The 24,619-nt window shown below is 50.2% G+C and carries 29 protein-coding genes; all 29 read left to right on the top strand.

Annotation, left to right across the window (positions count from 1 at the left end; genetic code table 11):
* Position 1 precedes the first annotated feature (1 nt).
* The 29 genes from T504_RS0103420 to T504_RS0103280 all read left to right on the top strand — a co-directional run bounded on the left by T504_RS0103420 (position 2) and on the right by T504_RS0103280 (position 24,609).
* The gene (locus T504_RS0103420; protein WP_033169654.1) at positions 2 to 187 is read left to right on the top strand and encodes a type Z 30S ribosomal protein S14; all 186 of its coding nucleotides are present in this window, start codon (positions 2 to 4) and stop codon (positions 185 to 187) included.
* Positions 188 to 219: 32 nt separating this feature from the next.
* On the top strand, positions 220 to 618 hold the full coding sequence (rpsH, locus tag T504_RS0103415; protein WP_033169653.1) for a 30S ribosomal protein S8: 399 nt from the start codon (positions 220 to 222) through the stop codon (positions 616 to 618).
* Between the two features lie 24 nt (positions 619 to 642).
* Positions 643 to 1,194 carry a 50S ribosomal protein L6 gene (rplF, locus tag T504_RS0103410; RefSeq protein WP_033169652.1) on the top strand — a complete coding sequence of 184 codons (552 nt, stop codon included), beginning with the start codon at positions 643 to 645 and terminating at the stop codon, positions 1,192 to 1,194.
* A gap of 30 nt (positions 1,195 to 1,224) precedes the next feature.
* On the top strand, positions 1,225 to 1,584 hold the full coding sequence (gene rplR / locus T504_RS0103405; protein ID WP_033169651.1) for a 50S ribosomal protein L18: 360 nt from the start codon (positions 1,225 to 1,227) through the stop codon (positions 1,582 to 1,584).
* Positions 1,585 to 1,609: 25 nt separating this feature from the next.
* On the top strand, positions 1,610 to 2,116 hold the full coding sequence (rpsE, locus tag T504_RS0103400; protein ID WP_033169650.1) for a 30S ribosomal protein S5: 507 nt from the start codon (positions 1,610 to 1,612) through the stop codon (positions 2,114 to 2,116).
* 14 nt (positions 2,117 to 2,130) lie between these two features.
* Positions 2,131 to 2,316 (top strand): 50S ribosomal protein L30, encoded by a 186-nt coding sequence (rpmD, locus tag T504_RS0103395; RefSeq protein WP_033169649.1) that lies wholly within the window; start codon positions 2,131 to 2,133, stop codon positions 2,314 to 2,316.
* A 23-nt stretch (positions 2,317 to 2,339) separates the two neighbouring features.
* Complete coding sequence (gene rplO, locus T504_RS0103390; protein WP_033169648.1) at positions 2,340 to 2,780, top strand: 50S ribosomal protein L15; 441 nt, start codon at positions 2,340 to 2,342, stop codon at positions 2,778 to 2,780.
* 1 nt (position 2,781) lies between these two features.
* Positions 2,782 to 4,038, top strand: a complete 1,257-nt coding sequence (gene secY, locus T504_RS0103385; protein ID WP_033169647.1) for a preprotein translocase subunit SecY — start codon at positions 2,782 to 2,784, stop codon at positions 4,036 to 4,038.
* A gap of 14 nt (positions 4,039 to 4,052) precedes the next feature.
* Positions 4,053 to 4,697, top strand: a complete 645-nt coding sequence (locus T504_RS0103380) for an adenylate kinase (RefSeq protein ID WP_033169646.1) — start codon at positions 4,053 to 4,055, stop codon at positions 4,695 to 4,697.
* Between the two features lie 193 nt (positions 4,698 to 4,890).
* On the top strand, positions 4,891 to 5,109 hold the full coding sequence (gene infA, locus T504_RS0103375) for a translation initiation factor IF-1 (protein ID WP_009645081.1): 219 nt from the start codon (positions 4,891 to 4,893) through the stop codon (positions 5,107 to 5,109).
* Between the two features lie 127 nt (positions 5,110 to 5,236).
* On the top strand, positions 5,237 to 5,350 hold the full coding sequence (gene rpmJ / locus T504_RS0103370) for a 50S ribosomal protein L36 (protein ID WP_014423857.1): 114 nt from the start codon (positions 5,237 to 5,239) through the stop codon (positions 5,348 to 5,350).
* Between the two features lie 26 nt (positions 5,351 to 5,376).
* Positions 5,377 to 5,748, top strand: a complete 372-nt coding sequence (gene rpsM, locus T504_RS0103365; RefSeq protein ID WP_033169645.1) for a 30S ribosomal protein S13 — start codon at positions 5,377 to 5,379, stop codon at positions 5,746 to 5,748.
* Positions 5,749 to 5,765: 17 nt separating this feature from the next.
* Positions 5,766 to 6,158: a 30S ribosomal protein S11 gene (gene rpsK, locus T504_RS0103360; protein ID WP_005842142.1), complete on the top strand. Its 393-nt coding sequence runs from the start codon at positions 5,766 to 5,768 to the stop codon at positions 6,156 to 6,158.
* A gap of 19 nt (positions 6,159 to 6,177) precedes the next feature.
* Positions 6,178 to 6,771, top strand: coding sequence for a 30S ribosomal protein S4 (gene rpsD, locus T504_RS0103355; RefSeq protein ID WP_033169644.1), 594 nt, complete (start codon positions 6,178 to 6,180; stop codon positions 6,769 to 6,771).
* 58 nt (positions 6,772 to 6,829) lie between these two features.
* Complete coding sequence (locus T504_RS0103350) at positions 6,830 to 7,789, top strand: DNA-directed RNA polymerase subunit alpha (RefSeq protein WP_033169643.1); 960 nt, start codon at positions 6,830 to 6,832, stop codon at positions 7,787 to 7,789.
* Positions 7,790 to 7,803: 14 nt separating this feature from the next.
* Positions 7,804 to 8,142, top strand: coding sequence for a 50S ribosomal protein L17 (gene rplQ, locus T504_RS0103345; RefSeq protein ID WP_033169642.1), 339 nt, complete (start codon positions 7,804 to 7,806; stop codon positions 8,140 to 8,142).
* Between the two features lie 384 nt (positions 8,143 to 8,526).
* Positions 8,527 to 9,909 (top strand): NlpC/P60 family protein, encoded by a 1,383-nt coding sequence (locus tag T504_RS0103340; protein WP_051635182.1) that lies wholly within the window; start codon positions 8,527 to 8,529, stop codon positions 9,907 to 9,909.
* 69 nt (positions 9,910 to 9,978) lie between these two features.
* Positions 9,979 to 11,349 carry a serine hydrolase domain-containing protein gene (locus T504_RS0103335; protein ID WP_081823365.1) on the top strand — a complete coding sequence of 457 codons (1,371 nt, stop codon included), beginning with the start codon at positions 9,979 to 9,981 and terminating at the stop codon, positions 11,347 to 11,349.
* Positions 11,350 to 11,471: 122 nt separating this feature from the next.
* Positions 11,472 to 12,320 carry an energy-coupling factor transporter ATPase gene (locus tag T504_RS0103330; RefSeq protein ID WP_033169641.1) on the top strand — a complete coding sequence of 283 codons (849 nt, stop codon included), beginning with the start codon at positions 11,472 to 11,474 and terminating at the stop codon, positions 12,318 to 12,320.
* On the top strand, positions 12,305 to 13,174 hold the full coding sequence (locus T504_RS0103325; RefSeq protein WP_033169640.1) for an energy-coupling factor transporter ATPase: 870 nt from the start codon (positions 12,305 to 12,307) through the stop codon (positions 13,172 to 13,174). Before T504_RS0103330 ends, T504_RS0103325 begins: the two co-directional genes overlap by 16 nt.
* Positions 13,164 to 13,964, top strand: a complete 801-nt coding sequence (locus T504_RS0103320; RefSeq protein ID WP_033169639.1) for an energy-coupling factor transporter transmembrane component T family protein — start codon at positions 13,164 to 13,166, stop codon at positions 13,962 to 13,964. The genes T504_RS0103325 and T504_RS0103320 overlap by 11 nt, the downstream gene beginning before the upstream one ends.
* A gap of 17 nt (positions 13,965 to 13,981) precedes the next feature.
* On the top strand, positions 13,982 to 14,758 hold the full coding sequence (gene truA / locus T504_RS0103315; RefSeq protein WP_033169638.1) for a tRNA pseudouridine(38-40) synthase TruA: 777 nt from the start codon (positions 13,982 to 13,984) through the stop codon (positions 14,756 to 14,758).
* 171 nt (positions 14,759 to 14,929) lie between these two features.
* A complete protein-coding gene (locus T504_RS0103310; protein WP_033169637.1) occupies positions 14,930 to 19,189 on the top strand; it encodes a 2-hydroxyacyl-CoA dehydratase in 4,260 nt (1,419 codons plus the stop codon).
* Between the two features lie 162 nt (positions 19,190 to 19,351).
* Positions 19,352 to 20,224 carry a phosphoribosylaminoimidazolesuccinocarboxamide synthase gene (locus T504_RS0103305; RefSeq protein WP_033169636.1) on the top strand — a complete coding sequence of 291 codons (873 nt, stop codon included), beginning with the start codon at positions 19,352 to 19,354 and terminating at the stop codon, positions 20,222 to 20,224.
* Positions 20,225 to 20,297: 73 nt separating this feature from the next.
* The gene (purE, locus tag T504_RS0103300) at positions 20,298 to 20,783 is read left to right on the top strand and encodes a 5-(carboxyamino)imidazole ribonucleotide mutase (protein ID WP_033169635.1); all 486 of its coding nucleotides are present in this window, start codon (positions 20,298 to 20,300) and stop codon (positions 20,781 to 20,783) included.
* Positions 20,784 to 20,869: 86 nt separating this feature from the next.
* Positions 20,870 to 22,312: an amidophosphoribosyltransferase gene (gene purF / locus T504_RS0103295; RefSeq protein WP_033169634.1), complete on the top strand. Its 1,443-nt coding sequence runs from the start codon at positions 20,870 to 20,872 to the stop codon at positions 22,310 to 22,312.
* Positions 22,313 to 22,326: 14 nt separating this feature from the next.
* Complete coding sequence (gene purM / locus T504_RS0103290) at positions 22,327 to 23,379, top strand: phosphoribosylformylglycinamidine cyclo-ligase (protein ID WP_033169633.1); 1,053 nt, start codon at positions 22,327 to 22,329, stop codon at positions 23,377 to 23,379.
* Positions 23,372 to 23,989, top strand: a complete 618-nt coding sequence (purN, locus tag T504_RS0103285) for a phosphoribosylglycinamide formyltransferase (protein ID WP_033169632.1) — start codon at positions 23,372 to 23,374, stop codon at positions 23,987 to 23,989. Before purM ends, purN begins: the two co-directional genes overlap by 8 nt.
* Before the next feature lie 26 nt (positions 23,990 to 24,015).
* Positions 24,016 to 24,609, top strand: coding sequence for an IMP cyclohydrolase (locus tag T504_RS0103280; RefSeq protein WP_081823360.1), 594 nt, complete (start codon positions 24,016 to 24,018; stop codon positions 24,607 to 24,609).
* Positions 24,610 to 24,619 lie beyond the last annotated feature (10 nt).

The raw sequence follows: 24,619 nt of genomic DNA, 5'->3' as shown, positions 1-24,619 counted from the left end.
TTTGGCTAAGAAGTCTATGGTAGAAAAGTGGAGCAAAGAGCCGAAATTCTCCACGCGCGCTTATAATCGCTGCAAAATCTGCGGCCGTCCGCACGGCTACATGCGTAAATTTGACATGTGCCGTATCTGCTTCCGTGAGCAGAGCTACAAAGGCGCTATTCCTGGCGTAACCAAAGCCAGCTGGTAATTATTTAAAGATAAAAGGAGGATATCGATTCAATGGCAATGACTGATCCTATTGCAGATATGCTGACTCGTTTGCGCAATGCAAACAATGTATTCCACGAGAGTGTTGAAATCCCGGGTTCCAAAGTCAAGACCGCTATCGCAGAGGTCTTGAAGGAAGAGGGTTTCATCAATGACTACACCTTCACTGAGGATAACAAACAGGGTGTCATCACTGTTTCCCTCAAATACGGTCCGAACCGTGAGAAGGTTATTTCCGGTATCAAACGCATCTCGAAGCCTGGCCTTCGTCAGTATGCTAAACACGATGAGCTCCCGCGCGTTCTCGGCGGCCTCGGCATCGCTATCATTTCCACGTCCAAGGGAATCATGAGCGACAAACAGGCTCGTAAAGCTGGTCTCGGCGGCGAAGTCGTTGCATACGTTTGGTAATCGAAGTAGTCAGGAGGTGTACAGATGTCAAGAATTGGTAATGCACCGATTGAAATCCCAGCTGGCGTAACTGTTACGGTTGGCGAGGACAATCTGGTCAAAGTAAAGGGCCCGAAAGGTGAACTTTCCCGCCATATTCATCCGGATATTAAAGTAACTGTCGATGGCGCAATCTGCAAAGTTGAGCGTCCGTCCGACGATAAGAACCACAGATCGCTCCATGGTCTGTCCCGTTCCCTCATCAACAACATGGTTGTTGGTGTAACGGAAGGTTTCTCCAAGAATCTCGAAATCAATGGTGTCGGCTACCGTGCCCAGCTTAAGGGTAACACGCTGAACCTGTCCCTTGGTTTCTCTCACCCGGTTGTTGTTGAGCCGCCGCAGGGTATCAAATTCGAGTGCCCGTCTGCGAACGCTATCACGGTTTCTGGTATCGATAAAGAAGTCGTTGGCCAGGTCGCTGCCGAAATCCGCAGCTTCCGTGAGCCGGAGCCGTACAAAGGCAAAGGTATCAAATATGCTGGCGAGCATATCCGTCGTAAAGAGGGTAAAGCTGGCGCAAAGGGTAAGAAATAAGGTACTGATTCGAGAAAGGAGTGAATCCCTGTGCTTCTTAAAGCAGATAAGAACAAGGCACGTCAGAAACGTCATCTGCGTGTCCGCAACCATATCGCAGGTACGGCAGCTCGTCCGCGCCTCAACGTTTATCGCAGCCTGGCAAACATTTACGCTCAGGTTATTGATGATGAGAACGGCGTGACGCTCGTGTCCGCTAGCTCCCAGGATAAGGGTTTCGAGAACTACGGTGGTAACATCGAGGCTGCAAAAGCTGTCGGTGCTGAAGTTGCTAAACGTGCTCTCGAAAAGGGCATCAAAGAGGTCGTATTCGACCGTGGCGGTTATGTTTACCATGGCCGTGTTGCTGCTCTGGCTGAGGCCGCTCGTGAAGCTGGTCTGAAATTCTAAATCATCGATATAAGGAGGTAAATGAATGGCTAGAAATATGGACAACGAAACTCCAGAGTTTGAGGAGAAAGTTGTATATATCAATCGAGTAGCTAAAGTCGTCAAAGGCGGCCGTCGCTTCTCGTTCAGCGCCCTTGTCGTTGTTGGCAACAAGAAAGGCAAAGTTGGCGTTGGCCTCGGCAAAGCTGCTGAGGTTCCGGAGGCAATCCGTAAAGGCGTTGAGGATGCAAAGAAAAACCTCGTAGAGGTTTCTCTCCTCGATGAGCGCACGATTCCTCATGAAATGGTTGGTATCTTCGGTGCTGGCCGCGTAATGCTTAAACCGGCTGCAAAAGGTACTGGTGTCATCGCTGGTGGCCCGGCTCGTGCCGTACTCGAGCTTGCAGGTATCAAGGATATTCTGACGAAGTCCCTCGGTTCTTCCAACCCGAACAACATGGTTCGTGCAACGGTTGAAGGCCTCAAGGCTCTGAAGAATGCTGAAGCAGTTGCAGAGCTCCGTGGCAAAACGGTTCAGGAAATCTTAGGTTAATAGGAGGCTGTACAATGGCAAAAGTTAAAGTTACGCTTAAAAGAAGCCTCATCGGCCGCCCGGAAACGCAGCGCAAGACGGTTCGCGCTCTGGGCCTGCGCAAAATCAACTCTGTTGTTGAGCTTCCGGACAACCCGGCCATCCGTGGCCAGCTCCACAAAGTTGAGCATCTGATCGCAGTAGAAGAAATCGCAGACTAATCATAGAACAGGAGGTGCACTAGATGAAATTACATGAATTACAGCCAGCAGCTGGTTCCCGTAAAGTTCGCAACCGTGTAGGTCGCGGTATTGGCTCCGGCAACGGCAAGACTTCCGGTAAGGGCATGAAAGGTCAGAATTCTCGTAGCGGCGGCGGCGTTCGCACTGGCTTCGAGGGTGGCCAGATGCCGCTTTATCGTCGTCTCCCGAAACGTGGCTTCAAGAATATCTGGGCGAAAACCTACGCTGAGGTTAACGTTGAGTCCCTGAATCGTTTCGAGGATGGTGCAACGGTTGATCCGGTAGCTCTGGTTGAGTCCGGTATCCTGAAAAACGTTCAGGACGGCATCCGTGTTCTCGGCAATGGCGAGCTCACGAAGAAGCTGACGGTTCGCGCTAACGGCTTCACGAAATCTGCAGAAGAGAAGATTACGGCAGCAGGCGGCAAAGTCGAGGTGATCTGAGGTGCTCTCAGCCCTTGGCAATGTATGGAAAATCCCGGAACTTCGCCAGAAAATCACGTTTACGTTGATTATGTTTGCGATTTTCCGGATGGGAACCCATATTCCGGTACCGGGAGTTGATCCGACGGCAATTGAGCAATTATTTGCCAATGGCAATCTCTTCGGTCTGTTAGATCTCTTTTCGGGTGGTGCTTTCAGTAAGTTCTCCATCTTTGCAATGTCCATTACTCCGTATATCAACGCCGCGATTATCATTCAGCTGCTGAATGTTGTTATCCCGACGTTGGAGCAATGGTCCAAGGAAGGTCAGGAGGGCCATAAGAAAACCACTCAGGTAACGCGCTACCTTACCGTAGTGCTGGCATTCTTTCAGGCAATTGGCATGTCCATTGGCCTGAAGGCTGCCATTTTAAATCCGAATCCCGTCAACATCTTGATTATTGCAATCACGCTGACGGCTGGTACGGTGTTCCTCATGTGGTTGGGTGAACAGATAACGGCTCAGGGGGTTGGTAATGGTATTTCCCTTATCATCTTTGCTGGTATCGTTGCTGCTTTGCCGAAAAACATTGGAACGATTTATCACTACGTTCAGGCTGGTACGATTAGCTATTTCAGCGTATTCATGTTTGCGGTTATCGCAATTGCGATGGTTGTATTCGTGGTTCACGTGGAAAACGGCTTCCGCCGTATCCCGATTTCCTATGCGAAACGTGTGGTAGGGCAGAAAGCCTATGGTGGTCATTCCAGCCATATCCCGCTCAAGGTTAACCAGGCGGGAGTTATCCCAATAATCTTTGCGTCATCCGTGCTGATGTTTCCGGTAACTATTGCCCAGTTTATTGATATTCCCTGGGTAAAAACGATTGCCAGTTATCTTGAGTGGGGAAAACCGCTTCAGACGACGTTATATGTCGGTATGATCATCTTCTTCACTTATTTTTATACTGCGGTTACCGTAAAGATATCGGATATGGCAGAGAATCTGAAAAAATACGGTGGTTTCATCCCGGGCATTCGTCCGGGACAGCCAACGGCAGATTATTTAGATCATGTCATGACACGTATCACCCTTGCGGGCTCCATATTCTTGGCCTTTATCGCAGTCCTGCCGAATTTGGTTGCTGGTGCAACTCATATTGAAGGCGTTTACTTCGGCGGTACGGCACTGCTCATCGTTGTCGGCGTTGCGCTGCAGACGATGAAACAGATAGAGTCCATGATTGTAATGCGTCACTACGAAGGGTTCATGAAATAAGAGGAGGCAAAACCATGCATATCTTGTTAATGGGCCCCCCGGGTGCCGGTAAAGGCACGCAGGCGGCTGAACTGGTCAAAGAGTTCAACATTCCGCATATCTCCACGGGCGACATGTTCCGTGCTGCTATGAAGGAAGGTACGGAAATGGGCAAGCTTGCCAAGTCGTATATCGATGCGGGCAATCTTGTTCCGGATTCCGTTACGGTCGGCATTGTGCGCGATCGTTTGGCTCAGGACGACTGCAAAAAAGGTTTCATTCTCGATGGTTTCCCGCGTACGGTCGAGCAGGCTGATGCTCTCGATGGTATCATGAAAGATCTCGGTTTGAGCCTGAAGCGTGTACTGAACATCAATGTTCCGGCTGCTGACCTCGTTGAGCGTGCAGTTGGACGTCGCATCTGCAAGAAGTGCGGTGCTACCTATCATGTTAAATTCAATCCTTCGCAGAAGGATGGTGTTTGCGATGAATGTGGTGGCGAGCTCTTCCAGCGTGCAGACGATACGGCTGAGACGATGACGAATCGCCTTTCCGTATACGAAGCTTCCACGAAGCCGCTGATTGAGTATTATCAGAAAGCTGGCATCTATACGGAAGTTGATGGCAGACAGGCGATTGACAAAGTCACGAAAGATCTCGTTGAGACCCTGAAAGACTGAGTTATATCTGTTGGTGAAATTCACTGAACGATAGAAGTTATTGTAAGGGCGGCAAAACGAATATTTGCCGCCCATTACAATGATTATAAGAAATAATTGATAGACAACCTGTTGTTGGGCATGGCATTAAAAGAAAATGCAAAAGCTCCTTAGATGACTTTGGCCCAACCAATTTCCATAAAAGGAGAAAAACATGTCGAAGCAAGATGTTATCGAAGTAGAGGGCAAAGTTCTGGAGGCACTGCCGAATGCAATGTTCCAGGTTGAGCTCGAGAATGGTCATGTTGTACTGGCGCATGTATCCGGCAAGATTCGCATGAACTTCATCCGTATTCTTCCCGGTGACAAAGTCACTATCGAACTCACGCCATATGACTTAACGCGTGGCCGTATAACCTACCGATTCAAATAAGTCATCTCCGCTTTTGCGGGTTTAAAAATATTTACCTTTTTTTTTCGTTTGCTACTAGGCAGGACGGATTAAACATGGTATACTAGCAAAATGAGACTGACAATAAAGAAAAGGGGGCAACCACAAGATGAAGGTAAAACCGTCAGTAAAACGGATTTGTGAAAAATGCAAAGTCATTAAACGCAAAGGCCGTGTTATGGTCATCTGCGAAAATCCGAAACATAAACAGAGACAAGGTTAATTATTGAATAAGGAGGTGCTTTATTAATGGCACGTATTGCCGGTGTAGATTTACCCCGTGACAAGAGAATTGAAATTGCATTGACGTACATTTTTGGTATTGGTTTGAAGACTTCGAAGGATCTTCTTCAGGAGACTGGCATCAACCCGGATACCCGTACGCGTGACCTCACGGAGGATGAAGTTGTAAAACTTCGTGATGCCATCGATAAGAGCGTTCTCGTCGAAGGTGACCTTCGCCGTGAGCGTCAGATGAACATCAAACGACTCGTTGATATCGGCTGCTACCGTGGTCGTCGCCACCGTCTTGGCCTTCCTGTCCGTGGACAGAACACTAAGAACAACGCCCGCACGCGTAAAGGCCCGAAAAAGGCTGTAGCAGGCAAGAAGAAAGACTAATAAAGGAGGGTTAACTGGTGGCAGTTAAGAAAGCAGTTCGCACGAAGAAAAAAGTTCGTAAGAACATTGAATATGGCGTAGCGCACATCAGCTCTACGTTCAACAACACGATTGTAACGCTCACTGATAAGAGCGGTAATGCACTTTCCTGGGCTAGCGCAGGCGGCCTTGGTTTCCGTGGTTCCCGTAAGAGCACTCCGTTCGCAGCTCAGATGGCTGCTGAGACGGCTGCTAAAGCAGCTATGGAGCACGGCCTCAAGCAGGTCGAGGTTTACGTTAAGGGTCCTGGTGCTGGCCGTGAAGCCGCAATCCGTTCCCTGCAGGCAACGGGCCTCGAGGTTAACATGATCAAAGATGTTACCCCGATTCCGCACAATGGCTGCCGTCCGCCGAAGCGTAGAAGAGTTTAATAGGAGGTGCAATTACTAGATGGCAATTGATAGAGTACCAGCCATTAAAAGATGCCGTGCACTTGGCATCGAGCCGGCTGTTATTGGTCGTTCCAAAGAATCGAAACGTCAGCCGCGCCGTACGAACCGTAAGGTTTCCGAGTATGGTCTGCAGCTGAAAGAAAAGCAGAAAGCAAAGTTCATCTACGGTGTACTGGAGAAACAGTTCCGTGGATACTACGATAAAGCAAAGAAGATGCAGGGTGTAACGGGTGAAAACCTGCTGGGCCTTCTTGAGCGTCGTCTTGACAATGTCGTTTTCCGTCTTGGCCTTGCTAATACGCGCCGTCAGGCTCGTCAGCTCGTTCGTCATGGTCATTTCACGGTTAATGGCAAACGTCTGGACATTCCTTCGGCACTGGTTTCCGCTAACGATGTTATCGCTGTTAGCGAGAAGAGCCAGAGCAATGCATTCTTCAAGGAGCTCAAAGAGAGCAACAACGCTCTGTCCGCTCCGGCATGGCTCCAGGCTGACCAGGCCAACCTTACGGGTACGGTAACTCGTTTCCCGAACCGTGATGAGATCGATGTTCCTGTCAATGAGCAGGCTATCGTCGAGTTGTACTCCAAATAATGAATATTTGTGCCTGTGTGCATAGTGTTTCATTGATTATTGAGGAGGTTCATTTCAGATGATAGACATCGAGAAACCGAAAATTGAAATTGCGGAAATCAGTGAAGACAACCGTTACGGTAAATTCATCTGCGAGCCGCTCGAGCGTGGTTATGGCACGACGTTTGGCAACAGCCTCCGCCGTATGCTCCTGTCCTCGCTGGAGGGTGCTGCAATTACCTCCATCCGGATTGATGGTGTTCTCCATGAGTTCTCCACGATTCCGGGTGTCCGGGATGACGTAACTAATATCGTCCTGAACCTGAAGCAGCTCTGTCTCAAAATGGCAGGGAGCGAGCCGAAGGTTATCCGCATTGACGTGGAAGGCGAGAAGGAAGTTACGGCTGCCGACATCATCTGTGATGCCGACATTGAGATTCTCAATCCGGACCTCCATATTGCTACGGTTGATGAGACGGGTAAACTCAAGATTGAGATGACCGTTGAACGCGGCCGCGGCTATGTTCCGGCTGACAAGAACAAAAAGCCGGAAGATTCGATTGGTATCATTCCAATTGATTCGATTTTCTCCCCGGTACAGCGCGTGAACTACACGGTACAGGATACTCGTGTAGGTAATGTCACGGACTATGACAAGCTGATTCTTGAAGTTTGGACCGATGGTTCACTTCGTCCGGAAGAAGCTGTCAGCAAGGCTGCTGGCATTCTCGTCATGCACCTCAAACTGTTCCAGAACATGGACGGTCTGCCGGATGAGATTGAGGAGGAGGAGGCATCCTTCCCAGAAGAGGTAGAGGATGATTCTTCGAAGGTCCTCGAAATGACCATTGAAGACCTTGACCTCTCGGTACGTTCCTTCAACTGCCTGAAACGCGCCAACATCAACACGGTCGCTGACCTTGCTGAGAAGACGGAAGATGACATGATGAAGGTCCGCAACCTCGGACGCAAATCTCTTGAGGAAGTCAAGAAGAAGCTCGAGGAACTCGGTTTGGCTCTGAGAGAAAACAACGATTGAAAAGAGGGAAATAAATGAGCTACAGAAAATTAGGACGTAACTCCGCAGCCCGTAAGGCGCTGTTTGCTAGCATTCTTACTTCCTTCTTCAGATATGGCCGCATTGAGACGACGGAAGCTAAGGCAAAAGAGCTCCGCAAATTTGCTGAGCAGCTGATCACGCTTGCAAAGCGTGGCGACCTGAGCGCTCGTCGTAAGGCTATCGCAGCCCTGTCTGATGAAGATGTTGTAAGAAAGCTGTTCGATGAGATCGCAGCAAAATACGCTGACCGCCAGGGCGGTTATACGCGTATCCTGAAACTCGGCGTACGCCGTGGCGATGCTGCTCCGATGGTTATCATCGAGCTCGTCTAATTGCATATTGCAACTATGAAAGGGATGTGAATAACACATCCCTACTGATGAAGGCGGTCCACCGGCTCGAAAGAGCTGGTGGGCCGCCTTTTGTGGTACAAGCAATTACGTAAACTTCGCAGTGTTGCCAAAATTCCCCAACAGGGGTTGATTTGTTGGGGATATTCGCCTGACGCTATGTGGCTGCTTCCTCCAAATGCTAACCTAGCAAAGAACAAGCAGGAATTCAGATAATTTTATAGAATGTAAACAAAGCATAGGGATATTTATAGATGTCAAGGTGGTCCAGGGAACATCCAGGGGGATATCGGGGCGGCTCTTTTCGTTGAAAGCCGCAATCATGCTTTATAAGTAGAATCTTAACAGAAGAAGGGAGAAAAACACATGCAGAAATACCCTTTGGGGAATCAGCAAAGGATAGCTTGGAAAAAGAATGTCTTCTTAGTAGCAATCACGGCGATGCTGGTTTTGGTTGGTATGGGAAGTACGTCCTACGCATCGATTGCCATTCATGGTGCCAGGGGCACTGCTGATTATTGGACTGTGAGGAATCATGCTGGGGACAAACTTTGCTTGACAAGGGAGGAGATTGCCTCCGTCAATCAAGCAATACGAGAGAAAACGTCAAGCTTGACAGATTTGCTGACCTATCCGCAAGAAGTAGACCGCGCAACGCTAAAAGAGTTGATACTCAGTGCGCAGCAGGATTTCCGTGGGGAAACCGATCCCGGCGAACATTATGACAAGGGTGGGAAGAAAATTTCCCAGGTTGATTACCGAATCGCACAGGACAATTGCAATCTGGACACTGTTCCGGCGAGTGCCAAAGTTCGCTATGGCGTAGTAACCATGCGTACCGATATGCGCCTTCTGCCAACCGCCCAATACTATTTTGATGACAAGTCCTTTCAGCATTATGATGATCTGCAGGGCACAGCGCTCGACCCCTGTGAACCACTGCTCGTATTGCATACGAGCAAGGATGGGGCTTTTGCTTTTGCTGTCGGACGTTACTACAAGGGGTGGGTAAGTCTCGGTGCCATTGGCTTCACGGAGCGGGCAAAATGGGAAAAATATGTGTCGCCTCAAAATTTTCTCGTGGTGACAGACCATAAGAAAAAAGTTCACGTAGGAGGTGCATGGGATGTCCTCTTCCAGATGGGAAGCATTATTCCTTTGAAATCATCAGTACCTCAGGGAGGTGTCTATCAGGCTGTTATTCCCGTGGAAATCAATGGTCATCTTTCGGAAGTCGAGACTTCCATCAAGTCTGACAGCACGGTAAATCTTGGTTATCTTCCCTGCACGCCCAATAATTTCGTGCGTCAGTCCCTGAATTTCTTGGGCGATGTCTATGGTTGGGGAGGTATGGAGGAGAGCGTGGACTGTTCCTCATTTGTGCAGGATGTCTACCGTTCCATGGGGATACTCCTTCCCCGTGATGCCGATCAGCAGGAATTGGCCATGATTCACTCCCTATCCTTGGAAGGGCTTGATACCGCTGCCCGCTATCAAAAAGCTGCGGAAGCGCCGGCTGGTGCGCTGTTTTTCAAGCCGGGCCATGTGATGCTCTATCTTGGTAAAGATGCTAAGGGAACTCCTTTGGTGATTCACTCCGCCAGCAGCTATTTCACCTTCTCAGGCAGCAAGAGGAAAAAGCATTACATACGGAAGGTGTTGATTTCTGACCTCACTTACCAAAATGGCAAAGCCGTTCAGACTATTGATGGCATGACTTCTATTGGAAGTTGTTTTTTGAATTTTTGACGGAGGATGGTAGAAATGAAATTTGATCTGAAAAGGTATCAAAAAATACTTTCCTATGGGCAAAGACAAATGAAAATTCTGGCAATGACTGCGTTATCGCTTGGCTTGACCATGAATGTTTCTTTTGCTGCGGGGGATGTCGCCAAAGCGGAACTGGATCAGGAACTTTCCCAGATGATTGGCGGTACGGGAACCAGGGTCCCAGGTCTTGGTGTTATCGTCTTTCGGGATGGGAAGGAAGTATATAGCAATTTCCAGGGAAAGGCTGTCATCGATGAGCAGCAGCCGTCCAAGAGCAAGCCTTTTGCCCGTGACAGTCGTTTCCGCATTGCCTCGGTATCTAAGATGTTTACTGTCTTTACTGTCATGCAGCTGGCGGAACAGGGAAAACTGGACTTGGACGCAGATGTGAGCAAGTATTTGGGCTTTGAGCTGCGTAATTCCAATTATCAGCAGCAGCCAATCACGATAAGGATGCTCGCTTCTCATACATCATCCCTGCGTGATGACAAAATCTACAGTATACCGCCGGAAATGAGTCTGCAGGAATTCTTCAAGCCAACGGGTAAATTCTATGTCAATGGTGGCCATTTTGCACCCAAGGGCGAGGAGCCGGGGAAATTTTTCAAATATTGTAACCTGAACTATGGTGTATTGGGAACAGTCATCGAAAAAGTAACGGGTGAACGCTTTGACCTCTATCAGAAAAAGCATATTTTAAAGCAACTGGATATTCATGCGGATTATGTGCCAGGGAACTTCAGCCGGAAGGAATTCGCCAAGCTGGGAACGGTCTATCAGAAAAAGGATGCTGCCGGCAAGTGGGATGAAAATGGCCCCTGGCGTGGAACCCAGGATGAGTACAAAGATGGGCAGCCCAAAGCAAATACGATAGCCCTGCAAAACCCGTATAAAGAAGATTATCAGATGACTTACAGCCTCAAAGGATACGTTCCCGGTACCAATGCCACAGCTTTCTCGCCAGCAGGAGGTCTGCGGATTTCTTGTGAGGAGCTGTCCCATGCATTGGAAATGCTGCTGAATAACGGCAGCTATCGGGGCAAGCAAGTCCTATCCCCAGAGTCGGTTCAGGCGATGTTCAAACGTGAGTGGATTTATGATGAGGCGAAGAAGAATGGCTCCAATTATGGCGGCACGGTTCTTTCCTACGGCTTAGGTATCTATCAGATGGATGGAAACAGCACAGCCAGGTTCTCTCGTGATGGTAAAATAGATTTGGCAGGACATACGGGCGAGGCTTTTGGTCTATTGTCTATGCTGGCCATAAGACCGGGCACTAAGGATGGGTTTGTCTACATCATGAACGGCGAAGCTGTTGAGGAGGACGAAGACGACCGCAGCGCCGGCAAGTTCAGCAATAACTATATTTGGGAAGAAACCGTGGGAGATGCTATTTGCCGGAATGTATTTGCGCATTAATGACGGTGGAGTGTGTGATATAGTTTGTAAAAGAAAGGTGGTTTGTGCAGGATTTGCACAGACCGCCTTGTTTTTTGTGCTATAATAGTTCATGTATGATTTTGGGGAAAGAGGATATCCAGATGGCATTTATCAAGGTAGAAAACCTTACACATATATATCATCCGGGTACACCACAGGAATCCGTGGCGCTCGATAAGGTGAATCTGTCTATCGAGGCTGGGGAATTTGTGGCAGTGCTTGGGACGAACGGTTCAGGGAAATCAACGTTGGCACGTCATTTGAATGGCTTGTTGCTTCCTACGGAGGGGCGGTGCTTTATCCGTGGTTTGGATACGTGCAATGAGCAAGAACTTTGGCAGATAAGGCAGCAGATTGGGATGGTATTCCAGAATCCTGATAATCAGCTCATTGCGGCGGTGGTGGAAGATGATGTGGCGTTTGGGCCAGAAAATTTGGGGATGGATCCACAGGAGATTCGCACTAAAGTCAATGCGGCATTGAAAGCGGTGAATATGGCCAAATACCGGACTTTTGCCCCCCATCTATTATCTGGCGGGCAGAAGCAGCGCATTGCGATTGCAGGAGCTTTGGCTATGGATACGGAGTGCCTGGTTTTGGATGAGCCGACGGCGATGCTTGATCCCCAGGGACGGGAAGAAGTTCTGCGGACGGTGCAGAAGCTTCATGCGGAGAGGGGGATTACGATTGTGTATATTACCCATTTCATGGAAGAAGCTGCTGTGGCTGATCGAATTGTGGTTATGGATAAAGGTCAGGTGGCAGCTGATGGTACACCACGCGAGATTTTTGCCGATGTTCCCGGGATGAAAAAACGCGGCTTGGATGTTCCGCTGGCAGCAGAGGTGTCTTGGCAGTTGCAACGGCAGGGAATCAAGCTACCAGCGGGGATTCTGACGGAAGATGAATTGGTAAAGGCATTGGAGGCATATACGTGTCAATCGAATTAAAACAGGTCAGTTATACTTATATGCCTAAGACACCGTATGAACATAAGGCGCTGGACGAGGTGTCCTTCACCTTGGATGAAGGGAGTTTTACAGCAATTGCCGGTCATACGGGCTCGGGAAAGTCAACCTTGGTTCAGCATTTGAACGGTTTGTTACATCCAGATTGTGGGCAGGTCTTAGTGGATGGTGTAGATTTAGCAGATGACTCGAAGGCAGGGCGTCAGGCAGCCCAGGAGGCTCGCAACAAGGTCGGAATGGTCTTTCAGTATCCAGAGCAGCAGTTGTTTGAGGAAACAATAGCTGCGGATATTGCCTTTGGTCCCAAGAATCAAGGGCTGGAGGGCAAAGCCCTTTCGCAGCGTGTTGAAGAGGCGATGGAGCTTGTGGGACTGGACTATTCTTCGCATAAGGATCGTTCGCCGTTTCAACTGAGTGGCGGACAGAAGCGTCGGGTGGCTATTGCGGGAGTCTTGGCGCTTCATCCTAAATATCTTGTTTTGGATGAACCGACAGCAGGCCTTGATCCGCAGGGAAGGGAAGATTTGATTCAGACCATTTGCCGACTGCGCAAGAAGTGGAAGCTCACGATTGTATTTGTCTCGCACAACATGGAAGATATTGCTTGCTTGGCGGATTCTGTAGTCATTATGAATCATGGCAAAATGGCAATCAAGGCAACGCCGCAGGCAGCCTTTGAACAAGTGGAGCTTTTGCGGGCGGCTGGTTTACAGGAGCCGCAGATGCTGCATTTGTTGCATCGCTTGCAGGGGGCAGGACTTCCCGTGAAAATAGAGGGAAGTCAGCTAAAGGATGGCATCCGTGCCATTAAGGAGGCGTTGTCAAATGCTAAGTAATATTACAATCGGGCAGTATTTTCCGGGCAATAGCATTCTGCATCGCATGGATCCGCGTGTGAAGGTTTTGCTGCTGCTTTTCTTTTTGATTGAAATTTTCCTGTTCAGCAATGTCATGGCCTATGGTGCGTTTTCGGCAATTACGTTTGTGTTGATGATGCTTTCCGGGGTTCCGCTCAGCATGCTGCTTCGTTCGCTTAAACCGCTTTGGTGGATTATCCTCTTTACGTTTGTCATCCATTTATTCAGTAATCCGGGGACGCCGATAGCTAGGATTGGGTGGTTCACGCTGACTTGGGAAGGCGTGCGGATGGGATGTTTTATTTCCCTGCGGCTGGTTTTGCTCATCTTGATGAGTTCGCTGTTGACCTTTACGACGAGTCCGTTGAAGTTAACGGATGCTTTAGAGAGTTTGTTATCGCCATTTCGCCGTTTTGGGCTTCCTGCGCATGAGCTGGCGATGATGATGACGATTGCGCTTCGCTTTATCCCGACATTGATTGAAGAAACAGATAAAATCATGAAGGCGCAGCAGTCGCGTGGTGCTGATTTTACGACAGGCAATGTGATGAAGCGTTTGCGAAATATGGTGCCGATTTTGGTGCCGCTATTTTTGTCGGCATTCCGGCGGGCTGATGAATTAGCCATGGCAATGGAGGCCAGGTGTTATCGTGGCGGCGTTGGACGTACGCAGATGAAGTCGCTGAAGACGGGCGTCATTGATTATCTGGCGATTGGCGGTTTTATCCTGTTGACGGCGTCATTACTTGGCGTTAAAGTGTTGACATAAGTGGAGAAGGGAATGAAATGAAACCAGAACATAAAGCGGAGATGAAGGCGAGAGCCCGTAATATTGTTTTGACGGTGGCTTATGATGGAACGGCCTATCATGGCTTCCAGCGGCAGACGCCGCCGGTGGTGGCCGTACAGAATGTACTGGAAGAAAAATTGCAGCTGGTTTTTGGCGATACCATTGAGTTGGCGGCTTCAGGACGTACTGACGCCGGTGTCCATGCTTATGGACAGGTGGTGAATTTCTTTACCAATGGTACGATTCCGACCGAGCGGATTGTGCGAGCAGTCAATAGCCTATTGCCGCCAGATATTGTGGTAAAGGAAGCCCATGAGGCCGATTTTGATTTCAGTGCTCGTCATAGCGCAAAGTCCAAGACGTATATTTACCGCATCCAGCAGGGGGAGACCAGCAGTCCATTTACGCAGCGGTATGCCTGGTATGAACGGCGGCCTCTGGATGTGGCTGCGATGCAGCAGGCGCTTAACTGCATTTTGGGCACGCATGATTTCAGCGCGTTCCGGGCTGCGGGAGGTGCGCCGATGCTTCCGATACGCACCATGTATGAGGCCAAGGTGGAGGAAAAGGGCAATGGCTTGTTGGAGTTTTCTATCCATGGCAATGGTTTCCTATATCACATGGTGCGCAACATCATCGGGACGGTGGTGAATGTAGGACTTGGGCGGCTGACGGTAACGGATTTTCAGCGAATCATGGAAAGCCTTGACCGCAAACAGGCCAGTGCGACAGCACCAGCTTGTGGACTCTATCTATACAAAGTAGAATATTGATTCCAGGCGTCGGTAAGCAGGAAAGTTTATCTTTTTATGTATTACTGACGCTTATTTTTATTGGTTGTGTGATAATTCGGCTTGCACGGTACTTGCATATGGGGTAAAATATGAAAAGACCCTGTAAAAGGAGGGTCTTTACTCGTATGCATTTTTTCAGGTGGTGAAACTATGGATTCCCTATTAAAGGTTGGCATTGATGTTGGGTCTACGACCATCAAACTGGTGGTGTTGGACCACGAGAAAAATATTCTCTATAAGAACTATGCTCGCCACTTTTCGGAGATTGGCAATGCTTTGCAGGAAAATTTGACGCATCTCAAGACGATTGTTGGAGAAAAAAAGTTTTCGTTTGCGTTGACCGGTTCCGCAGGTATGGGCATTGCTCAGCGTATCGGATTGCCTTTTGTGCAGGAAGTCATTGCCTGTGCGACGGCTGTCCGGGAGCTTATTCCCCAGACGGACACGGTCGTAGAACTCGGCGGTGAAGATGCGAAAATCACGTATTTCGGTGATGCACCGGAACAGCGCATGAATGGTGTTTGTGCTGGTGGCACGGGATCGTTTATCGACCACATGGCATCGCTGCTCTCGACCGATGCGCCAGGGCTTAATGCTTTAGCGGCCAAGGGCAAACAGATATATACGATAGCTTCGCGCTGTGGGGTGTTTGCCAAGACGGATATCCAGGCGCTCATGAATGATGGGGCGGAGAAGGCGGATATTGCCCTGTCGATTTTCCAGGCAGTGGTCAATCAGACCATCGGTAATCTGGCCCAGGGACGCCCGATTGATGGCAATGTTGCGTTCCTGGGAGGACCGCTCCATTTCCTGCCGGAACTTAAGAAACGTTTTATCGAGACACTGAATTTGGATTCGGAGCATGTTGTCGCTGTGGATTACGGCAACTATTTTGTTGCGATGGGTTCTGCCTTGTCGGATGAAGCGAAGAACATCGACGTAGCGCAGCTGGAGACGAGTATCGAGCGGGCCAAGGAAGCGGCAGCCGCTGAGACGCGCAAGGCGGATTTTACGTTGTTTGACAGCCAGGAAGAATACGAAGACTTCAGGCGCCGTCACGATAAGGATAAGGTGAAGCGTGGAGATTTAGCAGCTTATGCAGGGCCGGTATATGTCGGTATCGATGCAGGTTCGACAACTACGAAAATCACGGCGATTGGCTGTGACAAGGAGATTCTCTATACTTCGTATGGCAGCAATCAGGGCTCTCCTTTGAAGACTGTTGTCCGCGAGATGAAAGAGCTTTACAAGGCAATGCCGGAAGCAGCTTGGATTGCTGGTACGATGACGACGGGCTATGGTGAGGCCATCGTCAAGGCGGCTATCCATGCTGATGGTGGGGAAGTCGAGACATTTGCGCATCTGCGCGCAGCGCAAGAATTCTGCCCCGAGGTCACGTTTGTCCTCGATATCGGCGGGCAGGATATGAAATGCTTCTTTGTCAAAGATGGCAGTATCGGCAATATCACGCTCAATGAGGCCTGCTCGGCGGGCTGCGGTTCGTTCATCCAGAACTTTGCCGAGGGACTGCATATGACGCCCGCGGAGTTTGCGAAAAAGGCACTGACGTCCAAGGCGCCAGTCGACCTTGGCACGCGCTGCACGGTCTTCATGAATTCGAAGGTCAAGCAAGCGCAGAAGGAAGGCGCGGAAGTCGCCGATATTTCGGCAGGCATTGCCTTCTCGGTCATCAAGAATGCACTGTTCAAGGTCATGCAGCTCAAGGATGTCCGCGAACTCGGCGACCATATCGTCGTGCAGGGCGGTACGTTCTACAACGATGCCGTGCTTCGCTGCATGGAAAAACTTTTGGACCGTGAGGTCATTCGTCCGGATATTGCTGGGCTTATGGGCGCCTATGGTGCAGCTATCCTGGCCTTGGAATCGGGGCAGGCGCATTCGTCGGTACTGTCGGCGGAGCAGCTTGATGCATTCACGGTAGCGACGAGTTCCTACCGCTGCAAGGGCTGTGGCAATAAGTGCCTGATTACGATGCAGAAATTCCCCGATGGCAGCAAGTACTTTACGGGAAACCGCTGTGAGCGCGGCGTGGGCGGCGAGAAGCAGACCGAGGAACAGACGCCGAATATCTACAAGTATAAATATGACCGCGTCTTTAGGCATTACAAGCCTCATGAAGGAGCTAAACGCGGCCGTATCGGTATCCCGCGCGTGCTCAATATGTACGAGGATTATCCGTTCTGGTTCACGTTCCTGGATAATCTTGGCTATGAGGTCGTCTTGTCCGGCAAGTCGAGCGCGAAGATGTATTATAAGGGAATGGCAACCGTTCCGTCGGATTCGCTCTGCTATCCAGCTAAGATTACGCATGGTCATATTGTCGACCTCATCGAAAAGGGCGTAAAAAAGATTTTCTATCCCTGTGAACCGTACAATATGGAGGATGATGTCAACGCGTCGGACAATCATTTCAACTGTCCAATCGTCGCATCGTATGCCGAAAATATCCGCGGCAATATGGATATCCTGCGCGAACAGGATATTGATTTTATCCAGCCTTTTTTGCCGATTCATGACAAGAAGCGCCTGATTGCGCGTCTTTATGAGGAGCTGGGGCGCAAGGAAGGGATTTCCAAACATGAAATCGCGGCGGCTGTCGAGGCAGCCTATAAGGAAATCGAGCAGTATCGTCAGGATGTCCGCGATTATGGGGCGAAGATTCTCGCCCGGATCGAAAAAACTGGGGAGCAGGCAATCCTGCTGGTTGGCCGTCCCTATCATGTGGACCCGGAAATCAACCACGGTATTCCCGAGATGATTCAGTCCTATAAATTGCCAATCTTATCAGAGGATGCGGTCTATCATCTGCCGGTCAAGGCTGGAAAGCTCAAGGTGGTCAATCAGTGGAGCTATCATGCGCGTCTCTATCATGCGGCGCAGTTCGTAGCGGAGCATGATAATCTGACGCTTATCCAGTTCAGCTCCTTTGGCTGTGGTTTGGATGCGTTGACTACTGGTCAGTGCAAGGAAATTCTCGAACAGCATCATCGTATCTATACGATGATCAAGCTCGATGAGGTATCAAATCTTGGTGCAGCCCGCATCCGCCTGCGTTCGCTGATGGCCGCGCTGGCGCGTCGTACGCCGGTGGCGTATAAGGAGATTCCGCCGATTGAACGTCCGCGTTTTACGGAAGATTGCAAGGCTACCCACACCATTTTAGCACCGCAGATGGCGCCCATTCACTTTGAGCTCTTCAAGACGGCTATCCGCAAGTATGGGTATAATGTCGTTATCCCGCCGATGCCGGGCAAGGAGGCTATCGATACAGGCCTGCGTTATGTCAATAACGATATGTGCTATCCGGCTATCGTCGTTATTGGTCAGCTCATCCAAGCGTTGAAGTCGGGCATGTGCGATCCAGACCATACGAGCATTATGCTGTTCCAGACCTGCGGTGCCTGCCGGGCGACAAATTATTTAAGTGTCCTGCGTGAAGCACTCAAATATGCGGGGTATCCGCAGGTGCCGGTTTTTGCCGTCCATGGCTTGAAGGATGAGACCGATGCGTTTAATCTCGATCGGGCAATGCTTATCGATGCGATCAAAGCGGCCATTTATGGCGATACGCTGATGAATGTGCGCAACCGCATGATGCCCTATGAAACGACGCAGGGAGCAACGCAGGCCCTTTCTCATAAGTGGATGGAGCGTTGCAAAGCGGAAATCAATCACGGCAGTTATTTCAAGTTCAAGAAAAATATCAAGGCTATTGTGCGTGATTTTGACAATCTGCCGATTGATGAAAAACTATGGAAGCCGAAGGTCGGTATTGTCGGGGAAATCCTTGTCAAGTACCATCCGGTGGCTAATAACCATATCGAAAAAGTGCTTATGGATGAGGGCGCTGAAGTCGTCATGCCGGATTTCGTGGATTTCTTCCTCTATTCGGCTTACGATTCGATTGCCAAGCATAAATTGCTCGCGGGCAAGTACAAAGATCAGTTCTTTGGTAAAATGTTCATCAAGGCAATTGAATTTTTCCGCAAGCCCATGCGTAAGGCGCTCAGGGAGAGCCGCCATTTCCGGGCACCGAATACGATTTATGAGACGGCGGAGCTGGCTGCCCGTCATGTCAGCCTCGGCAATATGGCCGGCGAGGGCTGGTTCCTGACTGGTGAGATGGTAAAACTCATCGATGAAGGGGTGCCGAATGTCGTTTGCCTGCAGCCGTTCGGCTGCCTGCCTAATCATATTACGGGCAAGGGCGTTATGCATGAGCTGCGCACGAGTTACAAGGGGGCGAATATCACGGCTATTGACTGCGATGCAGGCTCTAGTGAGGTCAACCAGCTCAACCGCTTGAAACTCATGTTGGCGGTGGCGAAAGAACGTGGTCCCAAACCGTCCTCGGATAAAAAAATAAATTTGAAACAGGCAAGACCTTAACTGGTCTGGCGAAAAAGCCTTCTTTCCTTCAAGAAAGAAGGCTTTTTTGTAACAAAATTTCAAGGACACATGTCCTGAATTGTTGACAGAAGGAAAAAATGCCGTTATGATATTTTTTGTAGGAGTTTTCATCTATTATTTCAGTGGGAGACGATATAATCCATGAAAGAGTACAAACCATTTAAATCCGGTAAGGTTCGTGAAGTCTATGATGCAGAGGACAGCATCATCATGGTCGCTACGGACCGCATCTCCGCCTTTGACCATATCTTGAAGAACAAGATTACGGATAAAGGCGCTATTTTAACGCAGATGTCCCGGTTCTGGTTCGACTTTACGAAAGACATCCTGCCGAATCATATGATTTCGGTGGACAACCAAGAGATGCCGGAGTTTTTCCAGCAAGAGGAGTTCCGTGGCAACAGCATGAAATGCAAAAAACTCACGATGATTCCGATGGAGTGTATCGTGCGCGGTTACATCACGGGCAGCGGCTGGGAGAGCTACAAGGAAAATGGCACGGTTTGCGGCATTAAACTGCCGGAGGGACTGGTGGAGTCCCAGAAACTGCCCGAGCCGATTTTCACACCGAGTACGAAGGCAGAGCTCGGCGACCACGATGAAAATGTCTCCCTCGAAAAGGGTGCGGAAGTTCTGGAAAAGGCATTCCCAGGACATGGCCGTGAGTATGTAGAAAAAGTTCGCGATTACACGATTGCGATTTATAAAAAATGTGCCGAGTATGCGCTTTCCCGCGGAATCATCATCGCTGACACCAAATTCGAATTTGGGCTCGATGAGGAGGGAAATATCGTCCTGGGCGATGAAGTGCTGACGCCGGACAGCTCCCGTTTCTGGCCGCTGGATGGCTACAAGGAAGGTCAGAGCCAGCCGTCTTATGACAAGCAGTTTGTTCGCGATTGGCTCAAGGAAAATCCGGACAGTGATTATGAGCTGCCGCAGGAAATCATTGATAAGACGATTGCGAAATACAAGGAAGCCTTTAAGAAGCTTACGGGCAAAGATTTTGCATAATAGTTTGTTTCGGAGGAATGCGGACCTGTAGGGGGTCCGTATTTCTAGTCAAAAAGAAAGGAGAGCATGAGTGATGAAAGTTGCAGTAATGATGGGAAGCGATTCGGATTGGCCGATTCTGAAGCCGGCAGTAGAACTTTTGAAGTCCTTTGGTATCGAGTCTGAGGTTATCGTGGCATCGGCTCATCGTACGCCGGCCAAGGTTCGTGAAGTTGTACTCCATGCGCCGGAAAACGGGATTGGTGCGTTTATCGTGGCAGCAGGTGCTGCAGCCCATTTGGCAGGTGTCGTGGCAAGCTATACGACGCTGCCGGTTATTGGTGTGCCCATCAATGCTACGCCGCTCAACGGCATGGATGCACTCTTGAGCACGGTTCAGATGCCGTCGGGCATTCCCGTGGCGACGATGGCTGTCAATGGCGCTAAGAATGCAGCGATTTTTGCTGTGGAAATCTTTGCGGTTGCCGATAAGGAGCTCGCACAGAAATTGGCGGATTACCGCACGAAAATGATTCAAGAAGTTGAAAAGAAAGCAGCCCGTGTTGCTGCCCAGCTTTAAGCTGCGCGCGCAATCGGACTGTTTTTTTGAACGCAAAATTAAAGCAATCGTGTATTTATAAAAGGAAAAGAGAGAACAAAATAACCATGTATGAAAATGGCTATAACTTAGAACCGAAATGGAAAGAGGAATGCGGCGTCTATGGGGTGTATTCGCATACCGAGGATGTCTCGGGCATGACGTATCTGGGCCTTTATGCACTGCAGCATCGTGGGCAGGAGAGCGCGGGCATCGCCATCACCGATGGAGCCTGGATGGATGTCACGCGCGGTATGGGCCTGGTCAATGAAGTGTTCCGTCATCAGGTCCCGCATATGGAGAACCAGTGCATTGCCATCGGCCATGTGCGCTATTCGACGACGGGCTCGAGCCTGCTGGCCAATACGCAGCCGCTGATGGTCAACTATGCGGGCGGCAAGATTGCTCTCGCGCACAACGGCAATCTTACCAATGCCGCTGAAATCCGCCATGATCTTGAGCAGCAGGGTACGATTTTCCAGACGTCTATCGATTCCGAGGTGTTTGTCAACCTCATTGCGCGTTCGCGTCAGGAGACCATCGAGGACAAGGTCATCGAAAGCCTCAAGAAAATCAAGGGTGCATACTGCCTGACCATCATGACCGAGAGCAAGCTCATCGGGGCGCGTGACCCGCAGGGGTTCCGGCCGCTGTGCATCGGCAAGACAGAGGAGGGAAGCTATATCCTGTCCTCGGAGACCTGTGGGCTCGATGTAGTCGGAGCGGAATTCATCCGCGATGTACTGCCGGGGGAGATGGTCGTGATTGACGAAAATGGCATAAAATCGTATCCATTTGCGACGGATGAACCGAAGGCTTCCTGCATCTTTGAGTATATTTACTTTGCACGTCCCGATTCGGTCATCGATGGCCAGAGCGTCCATGATGCGCGTTTCATGATGGGCCGCATGCTGGCACGTGAGTCGGGCTGCCAGGGCGATATCGTCATTTCGGTTCCGGACTCGGGGACGACGGCGGCTACGGGCGTAGCGTTTGAGTCGGGCATCCCGTTTGTCGAGGGCCTTATCAAGAATCGCTATATCGGCCGCACGTTTATCCAGCCCACGCAGAAAAAGCGTGATACGGCGGTCAAGCTCAAGCTCAACGCCATCCGTTCGGTGGTCGAGGGCAAGCGCGTCATCATGGTCGATGATTCGATTGTCCGCGGTACGACGAGCGGCAAGATCGTCAAGATGCTTCGCAATGCTGGGGCCAAAGAGGTCCACATGCTTATCAGCAGTCCGCCGATTGGCTATCCGTGCTACTATGGCATCGATACGTCGGTGCGCAAGGAGCTCATCGCAGCGACCAAGAGCGTGGAAGAGATTCGCGAGTACATTGGAGCTGACAGCTTGCACTTCCTGAGCATCGAAGGGCTCAAGCAGTCGGTATCGGCCGTTGACCCTGAGGCGATGTGCTATGCTTGCTTTAATAGTGCGTATCCGATTGAGGATGGCGAGAAGCCGGCTGGCGACAGCAAATATGTATTTGAACAGCGTAAAAAGTGCTAAGAGAGAGGATAGAAATGGCAGAACAACTTACTTATAAAGATTCCGGTGTTGATATCGATGCCGGCAACAAATCCGTCCAGCTGATAAAAGATAGCGTCAAAGCTACGTATCGTCCCGAGGTCTTGGGAGATTTGGGCGGATTCGGTGGTCTCTTTGCACTGAATTCCGGGAAATATAAAGAGCCAATCCTGGTGTCCGGTACCGATGGTGTCGGTACGAAACTGCGTCTGGCGTTTATGCTCGATAAGCATGACACGGTCGGGCAGGATGCTGTGGCTATGTGTGTCAACGACATCCTCGTGCAGGGCGCAGAGCCTCTCTTTTTCCTTGATTACCTGGCTGTGGGCAAACTCGATCCGGAGCAGGTGGCCGATGTCGTAAAAGGCGTGGCGGGAGCCTGCAAGGAATCGGGCTGCGCGCTGATTGGCGGCGAGACGGCAGAGATGTCCGGTTTCTATCCGGTGGGCGAGTATGATATCGCTGGCTTTGCTGTCGGTGTGGTCGAAAAATCGAAACTCATCACCAGTGAGAAAGTCAAGGAAGGCGATGTGGTTCTGGGCCTGCCGTCCTCAGGCGTGCATTCCAATGGCTATTCGCTCGTGCGCAAGATTTGCTTTGATCTCAAGGGCTTCAAGGGCGATGAGTACATCGAGGAGCTCGGCAAGACGATTGGTGAGGAACTGTTGACGCCGACGCGCCTTTATCCCAAAGCCTGCCTGCCGCTTATCGAGAAGTTTGATATTCACGGTATGGTTCATATCACGGGCGGCGGTTTCTACGAGAATATTCCGCGTGCGCTGCCAGAGGATATGGCCGTTGAAATCGATAGCTCCGTATGGCAGATGCCGGTTATCTTCAAACTGCTGCAGCAGTGGGGCAATGTTGACTGGAAAGAGATGTACCGTACGTTCAACATGGGCATTGGCATGATTATTATCGCCAGTGCTGATGAGGCGGAGAAAATCAAGGCCCATCTTGCCAGTGCCGAGGAGACGGTCTATGAGATTGGCCGCGTCGTCAAGGGCAATCATGATGTGACTATCAAAGGCGGCGTGTTCCATGACTGAAGCTAAACAGAAACTGGGCGTTCTCTGTTCAGGACGCGGTACGGATTTGCAGTCGATTATCGATGCCATCGGTCGCGGCGAAGTCGATGCCGAAATCGCCGTAGTGCTTACCGATAAGCCGGAGGCATTTGCCTTGCAGCGGGCCGAAAGAGCTGGCATCAAAGCAGTCTGTGTCAACCGCAAGCAGTATGAGGACCGTGAGCCGTTCGAAGAGGCGTTGATTGAGGAGCTGGAAGCTGCTGGCGTTACGCTGGTGGTGCTGGCGGGCTTTATGCGCATTCTGACGCCGGTATTTGTACGTCATTTTGCGGGCCGCATCATGAATATCCATCCGGCGCTTTTGCCAAGCTTTCCTGGCGCGCATGCGCACCGCGATGTTTTGGCTTATGGCGTCAAGGTCAGCGGTTGCACCGTTCATTTTGTCGATGAAGGTACCGATAGCGGCCCGATTATCCTGCAGGCGGCTGTTCCTGTGCTGGATGGGGATACCGAAGAGACCCTCGGGGCTCGCGTGCTCGAGCAGGAACATGTCATTTATCCGCAGGCCATCCAGCTTTACTGCGAAGGTCGGCTGCAGGTAGAAGGACGTCAGGTACGGATTTTGGATTGAGATTTTAAATAGAGGAGAATATATCAATGCAGATTAAACGCGCACTTATCAGCGTATCGAATAAAGACGGTGTAGTTGAATTTGCCCGTCAGCTCCATGAGGCTGGCGTGGAAATCGTCTCGACAGGCGGCACGATGAAAGCCATCAAGGACGCTGGTATTCCCGTTACTTATGTCAGCGATGTTACGGGCTTTCCGGAAATCATGGACGGCCGTGTCAAGACGCTGAATCCATATATCCATGGTGGCATCCTGGCTGTGCGTGACAACGAAGAGCATGTCAAGCAGATGAAGGAGCATAAGATTACGGGGATCGATCTCGTAGCGGTCAATCTCTATCCGTTCAAGGAGACGATTGCCAAACCCGATGTCACATTGGCTGAGGCCATTGAAAACATCGATATCGGCGGTCCGGCTATGGTCCGTGCAGCAGCGAAGAACTTCAAGTTCGTCACGATCGTGACAAATCCTGCCCGTTACGACGAGATTGCCAAACAGGTCAAGGAAACGGGCTGTGTCGATGACCGCACGCGCATGGAGCTTTCGCAGGAGGCTTTTGCGCATACGGCCGCCTATGATGCCATGATCAAAGATTATCTGGCTGAACAGCTGCAGAAATAAGAGGGGTAGA

This window comes from Selenomonas sp. ND2010, from assembly GCF_000702005.1.
In the GTDB taxonomy this organism is placed as follows: Bacteria; Bacillota; Negativicutes; order Selenomonadales; family Selenomonadaceae; genus Selenomonas_A.
Note: the sequence above shows the minus strand (reverse complement) of the source record. Positions and strands in the feature narration are given on the sequence as shown.